The 12,407-nt window shown below is 71.0% G+C and carries 10 protein-coding genes; 2 read left to right on the top strand and 8 right to left on the bottom strand.

Translation table 11 applies throughout. The features are described 5' to 3' along the window. Positions 1 to 195: 195 nt before the first annotated feature. From H2041_RS02350 to H2041_RS02365, 4 genes are all read right to left on the bottom strand, one after another. On the bottom strand, positions 196 to 1,548 hold the full coding sequence (locus tag H2041_RS02350) for an ATP-binding protein (RefSeq protein ID WP_293409020.1): 1,353 nt from the start codon (positions 1,546 to 1,548) through the stop codon (positions 196 to 198). Continuing rightward, positions 1,545 to 2,282: a response regulator gene (locus H2041_RS02355; RefSeq protein ID WP_293409023.1), complete on the bottom strand. Its 738-nt coding sequence runs from the start codon at positions 2,280 to 2,282 to the stop codon at positions 1,545 to 1,547. The genes H2041_RS02350 and H2041_RS02355 overlap by 4 nt, the downstream gene beginning before the upstream one ends. Before the next feature lie 53 nt (positions 2,283 to 2,335). Further along, complete coding sequence (locus tag H2041_RS02360; protein WP_293409025.1) at positions 2,336 to 3,010, bottom strand: MBL fold metallo-hydrolase; 675 nt, start codon at positions 3,008 to 3,010, stop codon at positions 2,336 to 2,338. 75 nt (positions 3,011 to 3,085) lie between these two features. Beyond that, positions 3,086 to 4,663, bottom strand: a complete 1,578-nt coding sequence (locus tag H2041_RS02365; protein WP_293409028.1) for an amino acid permease — start codon at positions 4,661 to 4,663, stop codon at positions 3,086 to 3,088. 177 nt (positions 4,664 to 4,840) lie between these two features. On the opposite strand from H2041_RS02365, the gene hrpB reads away from it, so the two are divergent. Beyond that, a complete protein-coding gene (hrpB, locus tag H2041_RS02370) occupies positions 4,841 to 7,273 on the top strand; it encodes an ATP-dependent helicase HrpB (protein WP_293409030.1) in 2,433 nt (810 codons plus the stop codon). Here hrpB and H2041_RS02375 read toward each other — a convergent pair. Genes H2041_RS02375 through H2041_RS02385 form a run of 3 tightly spaced genes read right to left on the bottom strand, consistent with a single transcriptional unit; the run spans position 7,270 to position 9,478 of the window. Further along, positions 7,270 to 7,731, bottom strand: a complete 462-nt coding sequence (locus H2041_RS02375) for a carboxymuconolactone decarboxylase family protein (protein ID WP_293409032.1) — start codon at positions 7,729 to 7,731, stop codon at positions 7,270 to 7,272. The genes hrpB and H2041_RS02375 overlap by 4 nt on opposite strands. A 59-nt stretch (positions 7,732 to 7,790) precedes the next feature. After that, on the bottom strand, positions 7,791 to 8,579 hold the full coding sequence (locus H2041_RS02380) for an RNA methyltransferase (RefSeq protein WP_293409034.1): 789 nt from the start codon (positions 8,577 to 8,579) through the stop codon (positions 7,791 to 7,793). After that, positions 8,576 to 9,478: a class I SAM-dependent methyltransferase gene (locus tag H2041_RS02385; RefSeq protein ID WP_293409036.1), complete on the bottom strand. Its 903-nt coding sequence runs from the start codon at positions 9,476 to 9,478 to the stop codon at positions 8,576 to 8,578. The genes H2041_RS02380 and H2041_RS02385 overlap by 4 nt, the downstream gene beginning before the upstream one ends. A 164-nt stretch (positions 9,479 to 9,642) precedes the next feature. Here H2041_RS02385 and H2041_RS02390 point away from each other — a divergent pair, with 164 nt between their 5' ends. Continuing rightward, a complete protein-coding gene (locus tag H2041_RS02390; protein WP_293409038.1) occupies positions 9,643 to 10,269 on the top strand; it encodes a TetR/AcrR family transcriptional regulator in 627 nt (208 codons plus the stop codon). A gap of 4 nt (positions 10,270 to 10,273) precedes the next feature. Here H2041_RS02390 and H2041_RS02395 read toward each other — a convergent pair whose 3' ends face one another. Next, positions 10,274 to 12,358: a lytic transglycosylase domain-containing protein gene (locus H2041_RS02395; RefSeq protein WP_293409040.1), complete on the bottom strand. Its 2,085-nt coding sequence runs from the start codon at positions 12,356 to 12,358 to the stop codon at positions 10,274 to 10,276. Positions 12,359 to 12,407 lie beyond the last annotated feature (49 nt).

A 12,407-nucleotide genomic window follows, 5' to 3' on the forward strand; every position in this document is an offset into this window, starting at 1 on the left:
CAAACCCGCGAGGCGCATCTGAGGTTGCGTTGTCGAATCTCAGAATTTTTTCAGGTGGATCACCGGTGTCTCCGGCCTAATCCGGGCCGGCGGACGGTCGCCCGAAGGATACGGCCGGCGGCTCCGCCCCGCCACTGCGCCGCTGCCCAAAGCGGGGCGCCGGCGCGGGCCGCCGGACCGCTCAGGGACGCTCCGTCAGATCGGCAGGATGACCCGCGCGGTAAGGCCGCCGCCCAGGCGGTTGGCCATGACCACGTCCCCCCCGTGAGCGCGGGCGATGGAGCGGACGACGGCCAGGCCAAGGCCGATGCCGCCGGTCTCCCGGCTGCGCGAGGGTTCTCGGCGATAGAAGGGTTCGAAGACGCGTTCGATCTCGGCCTCGGGGATGCCGGGCCCCTCGTCGGCGATCTCGACGATGGCCGACCGGTCCTCGGTGAACACCCGCGCCCGCGCCGAGCCGCCGAACTTGATGGCGTTCTCCGCCAGATTGGTGACCAGCCGCCGCAGGGCGACCGGGTCGCCGAACACCACCACCTTCTGGGCGTCCTGCACCTCGATCGCCGCGCCCGTCTCGGCCATCTCGTCGCAGACGCTCTCCACCAGGGAGGCGAGTTCGAGGCGTGTCCGTTTGCCGGGCCGCGTGGCGTCGCGGACGAAGCCGAGGGTGGCGGCGACCATGGCCTCCATCTGGTCGATGTCGGCGGCCATCTTGGCGCGCTGGTCCTCCGGCGCGCTCTCGATCCGGAAGCGCAGGCGGGTGAGGGGAGTCCGCAGATCGTGGGCGATGGCCCCCACCATGGCCGTGCGGTCCTGAACATAGCGGCGCAGCCGCTCCTGCATGCCGTTGAACGCCTTCACCGCCACGGAGATCTCCGCCGAGCCGCGGATGGCCAGGGGCGGAGCGTCAGGATCGCGGCCGAGCCGTTCGGCCGCCTCGGCGAACAGGCGGAAGGGCTGCGACAGGCGTTTGGCGAACAGATAGGCGATGGGCGCCATGACCAGCGAGGAGAGAAGGAACCAGAGCAGCACCCTCTGCTGCCAGACGTTGAGGCCGAAGCCGGGCTCCGGGCGCACCACCGACCAGCGCCCGTCCGGCCGCTTCATGGCGATCTCGAAGGGGGCGACGAGAAAGCGGTCCTCCGCCCCTTCGCCGCCGGCGCGCTCCATCCGGTCGCGCACGATGCGGAAGACGCGCCGGTCGGAGATCGGCAGGCGGTAAGTCTTGGCCACCACGATGTCCTCGTGCGGCACGCCCAGATCGTCGGCCAACTCGTCGCGCGCCCAGATCATGGTCTCGCCGGGCGAGTCGTCGCTCGGGCGGGAGTCGACGATCCGGTGCTGCAGGGGGCGGCGGTCGATCAGCTCGGGCGGCGAACCTTCCAGCGCCTGCTCGATCTCCGAGAAGCGGTAGAAGTCGGGCACCGGCGGCGGCAGGTTGAACAGCAGGAACACGCTGATCGCCTGCGCGATGATGAGGCTCAGCCCCACCAGAAGCAGCACCTGCACGAAGAGGGAGGCGGTGGGGCGGCCGTGGCCGCGCCGCCTCATGGGCGCTTCACCTTCGGCGTGAACATATAGCCCTCGTTGCGGATGGTCCGGATCAGGTCGTGGCCGCCGCCGTCGTCGAGCTTGCGGCGCAGACGGCTGATCTGCACGTCGATCGCCCGGTCGAAGGCGTCGGAATCCGGACCGCGGGCATAGTCCAGCAACTGGTCGCGGGTCAGCACCCGCTGCGGCCGCTCGACAAAGGCGCGGAGCAGCGAGAACTCCCCCGAGGACAGGTTGACCACCACGCCCTGCGGCGACCGCAGTTCACGCCGCACAAGGTCCAGACGCCAGCCGGCGAATTCGCAGGCCGTGCCGAACTCCTCCTGGGCGCCACGCTGCTCGGCGCGGCGCAGGACGGCGCGGATTCGAGCCAGGAGCTCGCGTGGGTTGCAGGGCTTGGAGAGATAGTCGTCGGCGCCGAGTTCAAGCCCGACAATGCGGTCGGTGTCCTCGCCCATGGCCGAGAGCATGATCACCGGCGGACCTTCGCCCACCGACAGGCGCCGACAGATGGCCAGGCCGTCCTCGCCGGGCAGCATCACGTCCAGCACGATCAGGTCCACGGACTCCCGGTCGAGCACCTGCTCCATCTCATGGGCGTCTCCGGCGGTGGCGACCGAATAGCCGTGGCGGCCGAGAAAGTCGGACACCACGTCGCGGATCCCCGGGTCGTCGTCGACCATCAGGATGCGGGCGGCGTGGGCGGGCTGTTCGGCGGCTTGCATGGCCTTCATTGTCCTGCCGGAGCGTAACGGTCAGATTTCACGCTTGAAAGGCAGGGTGCGCCTCATCGGCCCAGCACCTGATCGGCGACGAACGGATTGGTCCGTCGCTCGGCGCCGAAGGTCGACATCGGTCCGTGTCCGCAGACGAACTGGACGTCGTCCCCCAGGGGCCAGAGCTTGCCGGTGATCGCGTTGATCAGGTCCTGGTGGTTGCCGCGGGGGAAGTCGGTGCGGCCGATGGAGCCCTGGAAGAGCACGTCGCCGACCTGGGCGAACTTCGTCTGGGGGTGGAAGAAGATGACGTGGCCCGGCGTGTGGCCGGGACAGTGGTAGACCTCGAACGCCGTCTCCCCGAGCTGCACCCGGTCGCCGTCCTCGAGCCAGCGGTCGGGCGTGAAGCTGCGCGCCTCGGGCATGCCCCAGCGGGCGCCGGAGGCCTCCATCTGGTCGATCCAGAAGGCGTCGTCCCTGTGCGGGCCCTCGATGGTGGCGCCGGTGGCCGCCTTCAGCGCGGCGGTCCCCCCGGCATGGTCCATGTGGCCATGGGTGATCCAGATCTTCTCCAGGGTCAGGCCGTGTTGGGCCAGCGCCTCCAGCAGGCGCGGCACCTCGCCGCCGGGATCGATGATGGCGGCCTTCTTCGTCTTCGTGCACCACACGATGGTGCAGTTCTGGGCCAGCGGCGTGACGGGCGCGATCAGGGCGCGGATCGGGGGTTCGGGAGCGGTCTCGGTCATGTCGGCCCCAGGATCGACCTTCCCAGCGCATAAGAAAAGACCCGGGGCGCAGGCCGGCCCCGGGTCCATCTGTCGTCAGTCGCGGTCGCGGCTCGGCGGCGGCGCGCCCGGCATGGGCGGAACCGGGTCGGGCGGGGCGTCGGCGTCGAGTTCGTGGACCTCGACGACGCCGCGGGCGACGTTGGAGTGGCGGAAGCCGTAGAGGAAGTAGACCACCAGGCCGATGGCCCCCCAGACGGGCAGCACCATCATCGCCTGCACCGGCAGGCTGAGATAGAGCAGCAGGGTGCCGATCATCGCCACCGGCGCGACCACCCAGACGAGGGGCGTGCGGAAGGGCCTCGGCCGGTTCGGCTGGGTGTGGCGCAGGATGAGCACCGCCATGGCGACCATGAAGAAGGCGAACAGCGTCCCGGAGTTGGAGATGTCCGCCAGGCGGCCGACGGGCAGGAAGGCCGCGAAGAAGGCGACCACCACGCCGGTGATCATGGTGACGATGTGCGGCGTCTTCCACTTCGGATGGATGGCCGACAGGAAGCCCGGCAGCAGGCCGTCGCGGCTCATCACGAAGAAGATCCGCGTCTGGCCGAAGAGCATGATCAGGATGACCGAGGGCAGGGCGAGGAAGGCGGCGATGCCGATCAGATCGCCGATCCGCTCCCAGCCCACCGACCGCAGCACGTGGGCCAGGGCCTCGCGCGAGCAGACCAGGGGTTCGGTCCCTGCGGCCGTCATGGCCTGGCACTGGGCGGCCAGTTCGGGCGTGCCGGGTTCGAGCACCATGCCGCCGGGGCCGACGAGGGGCTGGGCGCCGAGCGAACCGATCGCGCCCGCCGCCACCAGGAGGTAGAAGACGGTGCAGATCAGCAGCGAGCCGATCAGGCCGATGGGCACGTTGCGCTGCGGGTTCTTGGTCTCCTCGGCGGCCGTCGAGACGGCGTCGAATCCGACATAGGCGAAGAAGATCGAGGCGGCCGCCCCGACCGCGCCCAGGCCCGAGCCGTGCCCGGCGCCGAACCATCCGTTGGGCAGGAAGGGTTCGAAGTTCTCGCCCTTCAGGACCGGCAGGGTCAGAGCGATGAAGACCGTCAGGGCGGTCACCTTCACCGCCACCAGCACGGCGTTCACGCGGGCGCTCTCGGTCGTCCCGATCATCAGCAGAAGCGTGACCAGCAGGGCGATGAGCAGGGCGGGAAGGTTGACGATCCCGCCGGCATAGGGCCCGACCACCAGGGCCTGGGGCAGTTCGACGCCCCAACTCCCCAGAAGGCCGACGAAATAGCCCGACCAGCCCACCGACACCGCGCTGGCGGCCACGGCGTATTCGAGGATCAGCGCCCAGCCCACCATCCAGGCGATGAACTCGCCCATAACCGCATAGGAGTAGGTGTAGGCCGAACCCGCCACCGGCACCATGGAGGCGATCTCGGAATAGCAGAGCGCGGCGACCGCGCAGACTACGCCGGCGATGATGAAGGAGATCATCATGCCGGGGCCCGCCTTCTGAGCCGCCTCGGCGGTCAGGACGAAGATGCCGGTGCCGATGATGGCGCCGATGCCCAGCAAGGTCAGCTGCACCGCCCCGAGGCTTCGGTGCAGGGCTTTCTTCTCCGCGGTCGCCAGGATCGCGTCGAGCGGCTTAACGCGCCACATGTGTCCTCCAGATGTCCGACGGCTCCCCCGCCGCCGACGAGATTCGCGCCGACGGTGGCGCGCTTTCTTCAGCCCGGTCAAGCCGTATGCCGAAGGCGGCCACATGCCCGCGCCCGCGGCCGATGGGAAGCCTCGCCGGCTCTTTCCCGCGACGGGTCGCGGCGCTAGATGGCGCCGATGCTTCCCGTTGAGCAGATCGTGCCCGAGTTGAAGGCGGCCCTGGCCTCGGGCCCGAACGCCGTGCTGGTCGCGCCGCCCGGCGCGGGCAAGACGACGGTGGTTCCGCTGCGCCTGCTGGATGCGCCGTGGCGCGGCGACGGCCGGATCGTCGTGCTGGAGCCGCGGCGGCTGGCCGCGCGGGCCGCGGCCGCACGCATGGCTGCGACTCTGGGGGAGGCCGTGGGCGAGACGGTCGGCTATCGCGTGCGCATGCAGTCCAAGGTCTCCGCCCGCACGCGCATCGAGGTGGTCACCGAAGGCGTCTTCACCCGCATGATCCTGGCCGATCCCGGGCTTTCAGACGTGGCCTGCGTGATCTTCGACGAGTTTCACGAGCGCAGCCTGGACGCCGACCTCGGTCTGGCCCTCGCCCGCGACGCGCAGGGCCTGCTGCGCGAGGATCTGCGGCTCTTGGTCATGTCGGCGACGCTGGACGGCGCGGCGGTGGCGAAGGTCCTGGGCGACGCGCCGGTGATCGAGAGCCAGGGCCGGACCTTTCCCGTGGAGACCCGCTATCTCGGCCGCGACGATCGCCTGCGGATCGAGGACGCGGCCGTCCGCGCCATCGAAAAGGCCCTGGCCGAAGAATCCGGCGGCGTCCTCGTCTTCCTTCCGGGGCAGGGGGAGATCCTGCGGACGGCCGAGCGGCTTTCCGAACGCCTCCGCCGCACCGACGTGCTGACGGCGCCGCTCTACGGCGCCATGGACGTGAAGGACCAGGACCGCGCCATCGCCCCCGCGCCGGCGGGGATGCGCAAGGTGGTGCTGGCCACCTCCATCGCCGAGACCAGTCTGACCCTTCAGGGCGTGCGCGTAGTGATCGACTGCGGCCTGGCCCGCGTGCCGCGCTTCGATCCGGCCAGCGGACTGACGCGGCTGGCCACGGTGCGGGTCAGCCGTGCGGCCGCCGACCAGCGCCGCGGCCGCGCCGGCCGCACCGAGCCCGGCGTCTGCTATCGGCTGTGGGACGAGGCGGAGACCCGCGCCCTGCCGGCCTATGCCGATCCGGAGATCCTGGCGGCCGACCTCTCAAGCCTGGCGCTCGATCTCGCCCGCTGGGGCGCGAAGGACGCCGCCGATCTGGCCTTCCTCGACCCGCCGCCCCCGGCCGCCATGGCCGAGGCGCAGGCCCTGCTGCGCCGCCTGGAGGCGGTGAGCGGGGAGGGCGTGCTGACGCCGCACGGCGAGGCCCTGGCCGACATGCCCCTGCCGCCCCGCCTGGCCCACATGGTCCTCCGGGCCGCCGAGCACGGCCAGGGACGGCGGGCGGCGCGGATCGCGGCCCTCATTACCGAACGCGGCCTGGGCGGGCGGGACGCCCATCTCACCTGGCGGCTGGAAAGCTTCGAGCGGGACGGATCGGCGCGGGCGCGCGACGCCCGGGCCCTGGCCGACCGCTGGGCCAGGGGCGCGCCGCACGGCGACGCGCCGCCGCTGAGCGACGGCCAGCTGCTGGCGCTCGCCTATCCGGAGCGGGTGGCCCGGGCGCGCGGACCGCAGGGCGAATTCCAGCTGGCCAGCGGGCGCGGCGCCTTCGTCGAGGCCGCCGACGCCCTGGCGCGGGAGCCGTGGCTGGCCGTCGCCGAGCTCGGCGGCGGGGATCGCCGCGACCGCATCCTGCTGGCCGCCCCGCTAACTGAGGCCGAGATCCTGGAGACCTTCTCTCCCATCCTGGAGACCGAAGACCGGGTCGAGGAGAGCCCCGGCGGACGGGTCCGCCTGAAGCGGCTGACGCGTCTTGGGCGCCTCGTGCTGAAGGAGAGCGTGGACGAGACGCCGCCGGCCGAGGTGGTCGCCGCCGCCTTCGCCGCCCGTCTGCGGCGCGAGGGGCTGGGCGCGCTGAAATGGGGCCCGGCCGCCACGGCCCTGCGTCGGCGCGTGGCCTATCTGCGCGAGGCGGACCCCGCGACCTGGCCCGACCTGTCCGACCAGGCGCTGGCCGAGCGGCTGGAGGACTGGCTGACGCCCTTGCTGCACGATGTCCGGCGGCTCTCCGACCTGACGCCCGACCTGCTGGACGGCGCCCTGCGCACCCTGATCCCCTGGGACCTGCAGCGCCGGATCGAAGCCGAACTGCCCACCCACTGGACGGCGCCCACCGGCACCCGCGTGCAGATCGACTATGAGGCCGAGGGCGGCCCGCGGGCCGAGGTTCGGGTGCAGGAGGTGTTCGGCCTGAACGAGCACCCGAAGGTGGCCGGCCGCCCGCTGACCCTGGCCCTGCTGTCGCCCGCCCGGCGGCCCATACAGCTGACGCAGGATCTGCCCGGCTTCTGGAAGGGCTCGTGGAAGGATGTCCGGGCCGAGATGCGCGGGCGCTATCCCAAGCATCCCTGGCCCGAAGATCCCTCGGTCGCCGACCCGACGACGCGGGCCAAGCCCCGGTCCTAAGCGGCGGCCTTGGCCCAGCTGCGCGGATGCTGGGTGCGCAGGCCGACAGCCAGACGGTTCCAGGCGTTGATCGTCATGATGAGGACGGTGAGGTCGACGATCTCCTTGTCGCTGAAGTGGGCCTTCAGGGGCTCATAGGCCTCGTCCGGCGCCTTGCTGTCGGCGACCCGGGTCAGCGCCTCGGTCCAGGCGAGCGCCGCCCGCTCCCGCTCGGTGTAGAGACTCGACTCCCACCAGGCGGCCAGCAGGTGCAGCCGCTCCTCGCTCTCACCGCCGGCGCGGGCGTCGGCGGTGTGCATGTGCAGGCAGAAGGCGCAGCCGTTGATCTGGGAGGCGCGGGTCTTCACCAGCTCGACCAGGGTGTGGCCGAGGTCGGACTTCGCCAGGTGCTCCTCCAGGGCCATCATCGGCTTGAGGGCTTCGGGATGGACGGCGAAGGCGTTGATGCGGGGGCTCATGGTCATCTCCTTGAGGCGGGTTTCGCGACAAGGACGTCCGGGCGGCCCGATCTGTGACGTCAGGTGGCGGCGTAGATCATGATGCCGGTGGCCACCGACAGGTTCAGGCTGTCGGCCCGGCCGCGCATGGGGATCTTCACGTTCACGTCGCACAGGGCGGCCATTTCCGGCGGCAGGCCCTGCTGCTCGTTGCCCATCAGGATCAGGCTCGGCCGGACATAGTCGGCCTGGCGGTGGTCGACCTCGGCCGAGAGCAGGGTGCCGACGACCGAGCCGGGCCAATCCCGCCGCCAGGCGGCGAACTCCGCCTCGCTGGCCTTGGCGAGCGGCACGGCGAAGACCGAGCCCATGGTGGCGCGCACGGCCTCCACCGAATAGGGGTCGCAGCACTCGCCGACCAGGATGACCGCCCCGCAGCCGGCCGCGTCGGCGGTGCGGATGATGGTCCCGAGATTGCCGGGGTCGCGCACCCGGTGCAGCGCCACCCAGCAGGGCGCGCTGGCCGGCTGGAATGCGGTGAGGGGGACGAAGCGCTGCTTGAAGACGCCGACCACCGCCTGCGGATTGTCGCGCCGGGAGACCTTGGCGAGGATGTCCTGGGTGACCTCGATCACCTCGCCGCCGGCGTCCTCGGTCGCCCGCACGGCGGCCTTCAGCAGCGGATGGCTCGCCGCCTCCTTGCCGAACATCAGGATCTGCGGCGCGATCCCCTGTTCGACGCCCTCGGTCACGTTCTTCAGGCCCTCGGCCACGAAGAGGCCGCTCTCGTCGCGGGCCTTGCGCAGGTGCAGGGCGCGGACGGCCTTCACGGTCGGATTGGTCAGGGACGTGACGACCCGGCTGCTCATGCCGACCACCGGGCGTAGAAGGACAGCCCGATCTCCCGTTCGCCGGAATCCTCCGACAGGGCCAGCTCGCCCCATTCGACCGTCCCGCCGCGCCCGTCCAGGCGGTCGGCGATCAGCCCGGCCAGGGCCGCGCCCGAGATCCGCGCCGCATAGGCGTTGAGGATCAGGAAGGAGGCCTTGTCCGACAGAAGCTGGGCGCACAGGGCCGACAGCTCCGGCAGGTCCTCGAACAGGCGCCAGACCTCGCCCGTCGGGCCGCGGCCATATTTCGGAGGATCGAGGATGACGCCCTCGTACTGCGAGCCGCGCCGGACCTCGCGCTGGACGTAGCGGCGGGCGTCTTCGCAGATCCAGCGAATCGGCCGGTCCGTCAGGCCCGACAGTTCGGCGTTCTCGCGCGCCCAGCCGATCGCCTTCTTCGAGGCGTCCACATGGGTGACCGCCGCGCCCGCCGCCGCGCAGACCAGGCTGGCCACGCCGGTGTAGCCGAAGAGGTTCAGGACGCGCGGCTGTTCGGAAAGGCTGCGGATGCGGGTCTCGAGCCAGTCCCAGTTAGCCGCCTGCTCGGGAAAGAAGGCCAGGTGCCGGAAGGCGGTGAAGCGGGCGTTGAAGCGCGCCTGCCGCCAGGCCATGGGCCAGGTTTCCTTGGGCTTGCCCTGGAAGCGCCAGCGGCCCGCGTCCTCCTCGTCCGTGGGGTCGAAGACCGCGTCGGCGGCGTCCCAGACCTGGGCGGGCAGGCGCGGCGACCACAGGCACTGCGGCTCGGGCCGTACGACCTTGTAGGGGCCGTAACGTTCCAGCTTCCGGCCATCGCCGGAATCCAGCAGGGCGTAGTCGTCCCAGGCGGTGGTGCGCATGACGCCTGGCGCAGGCGCGATCTTCGGGCGGGCGGCGCTCATCGGCTGGGCTTACGAAAAACCGGGCGCGGGCGCCAGAGGGCGTATCTTTCAACGACGGAGTATGCTCAAAGCGGCTGAAACCATTGGATAAACGCAGGCGGGGTTGTCACAGCCCGCGATTTGGTTTCCGCTGTTCAGGTTGTGAGTGAGGGGGAGTTCCGTCGGTGACCGCGACCACCACCCGGCGCCGGTCGGCGCGCAAGGCCAAGGGGGACGGCCATCTTCGGCGCGCCGAGATCCTGGAGGCGGCCGAGCGCATCTTCGTGGCCGAGGGCTACGAGGGCGCCACGATCCGCAAGATCGCCGACGAGGTCGGGGTCTCCTCCACCGCGCTCTACATGCACTTCCAGGACAAGGCGTGCATCCTGCTGGAGATCGCCGAAGGCGTGATGCAGCAGCTGCTGGACCGCAACAGCCAGATCGCCGCGCGCCCGCTCGATTCGGTCACCCGCACGCGCATGATGCTGGAGGCCTATATGCGCTGGGGGTTCGAACACCCCAACGCCTACCAGCTCGTCTTCTCGCATGTGCGGCCGTTCCCGGAGGGCGCCGACGCGACCGGCGAACTGGCCATGGCCTGCTATGAGAAGTTCAGCGGCGTGGTGCGCGAAATCGCCGCCGAGGGGCGGCTGCGCAAGGGCGGCGCCGACAGCGCGGCCCAGGCCCTCTGGGCCGGCTGCCACGGGGTGGTGGCGCTTTGCCTCTCGCGCAAGACCTTCCCGTGGGCGCCGGTGGACGAGCTCATTGACGTCACCATCGACGGCCTGCTCACCGGCCTGACCATCGACTGAGCGTTCAGTCGCTGGCCGTCGTCGACCCGCCATAGCGGTATCCGCCCCGCGCCAGGTCCTCCGAAAGAGTGATCTTGGCGCGGCCGTCGTTCAGACGGGCGCGGTAGACCTGCGCGCCTTCCATGACCCGCATGACGTAGTTGCGCGTCTCCGAGAAGGGGATGCATTCCACGAAGTCGATGGGGTCGGTGCCGGCCCCGCGGGGATCGCCGCAGAAGCCGATCCACTGCGCCGGGCGGCCTGGACCGGCGTTGTAGGCGGCGATGGCCATGACGTAGGAGCCGCTGAACTGGTTCAGCATCTGGGAGATATAGGTCGAGCCCAGACGCATATTGTAGTCCGGATCGTCCAGCAGGCCGGGCGAGTAGGAAACGCCGATCTGCCGGGCGACGAGTTGGGCCGTGGCCGGCATCACCTGCATCATGCCGCGCGCCCCCGCCGGGGACCGGATCAGCGGATCGAAGCCGCTTTCCTGACGCGTGATTCCAAGGACCAGCGCCTTTTCCGGGGCGGCCGGAATCTCCGGCGGGCTGCGGTAGGGATAGCCGCGCAGGGGCAGGATGAAGCCCTGGCTGGCGGCGCCGCGCACGACGAACATGGACGCGGTCTGGTCGCCGTAGCCGCGCGTGAGGTCCACCAGCAGGGCCTGCTCGGCGGCGTTGGGCAGGTGGTCCTCCAGGTTCATCACGAAGACGCGGAAGAGGCTCTGCTCGTCGATCTCGTGCAGGCGGCGGATGGCGCGCACCTGGTCGCGGCCCTCGAAGCGGGCGCGGTCGAACTCGGTGATGTCCGGTTCCGGCGGCAGGACCATGACGCCGTCGCCGACCTTTTCCCCGGCCAACTGGCCATAGAAGGTCGTGTTGTGCTCGGCCGCGGCCCGATAGAAGGACTGGGCGCCGGCCGCGTCGCCCATGGCCTCGTGGGCCCGGCCACGCCAGTACAGCGCCCGCCCGCGCGTGATGGGCGAGGAGCCGATCTCTGCGATGGCGGCGAAGTGGCGGTCGGCCAGCTTCGGATCGTTCAGCCGCCGAAGCGCAAGCCAGCCGGCGTAGAACTCCGCCTCGGCGGCGTCGGCGCCTTCGGTCAGGCCGGTATTGGCCGAGGCGCGATAGGCGTTGCGGTAGTCGCCGGCGCGCAGGGCCGACAGCGTCAGGCGATAGCGCTCGTCCCAGACGCGATCGGCCGCCACGCGCAGTTTCGCATGCTCGGGCGGCAGGGGGCTAAGCACGTCGTAGGCGCGGCTCTCCTGGCCGCGGCGGCGGTAGTAGGGGGCCCGTTCGAAGGCGATGCCGGGGTGGGCGGCCTGGGCCGGCGTCAGGGCCGCCACCAGCGCCTCGGCGTTGGCCGATCCGTCGCGCAGGGCCATCCGGGCCTGGGCGACGGCGCGTTCCTCAGCCGGCAGCAGACCGACCATGGCCTGGGCGGCCGGACCCTGCGGGCCGTAGAGCAGCAGGTCGGCGCGGCGGGTGTGGTCCTCCGCCGTCAGCAAGCCGCCGAACTGGGCGAGCATGGAGGCCTGGGCGTCGGCCTCGAACACCTCATTGCGCCAGAAGTCGCGGACGAGGGCGGCGGCCTCGGCCTGCTGGCCCGCGCCGAGATAGGCCGAGGCCAGGGCCATGGCGCCGCGCGCCGTCTTCGGCCGCTCGCCGCCGAACCAGGCGATGGTCTCCTGCGGCGAGAGGCCGGAAGTGGCGAGAAGCTTCTCGGCCGTTTCCTGGCGCCAGGTCCCCCGGGGCCAGCCCATCAGGTCGCGGCGGGCCTGATCGACCTGGAAGAAGCCCATGGATTCGCCGGCCACGTCGACCAGGGCCCAGGTGGCGATCTTCTTGGCGATCGGATCGCTCATCGCCTGGATCAGGCTGGTCGCGCCGGCCACGTCGCTGCGGCGGGCCGCGGCGATGGCCTGCTTCAGCATCTGATTCTCGCTGGCGCTCAGCGGCTGAAGGGGCGGCCGGTGGACCGGCTGGAGCTCGATCGGCTTGGGGAAGGGATCGGTGGCCGTCGCCCGAGGAGTCTGCGCATCGGGCGCTCCACTGGCCAGGAACAGCGTCGCGGCGGTCAGCAGGGTCTTCGGCGCGAGAAAAGGCAAGCGGCGGTCTCCAGGGTTACGCGGACATGATACGGGCGGTTGCGGGCCG

It is taken from the genome of Phenylobacterium sp., assembly GCF_013911965.1.
Classification (GTDB): Bacteria; Pseudomonadota; Alphaproteobacteria; order Caulobacterales; family Caulobacteraceae; genus Phenylobacterium.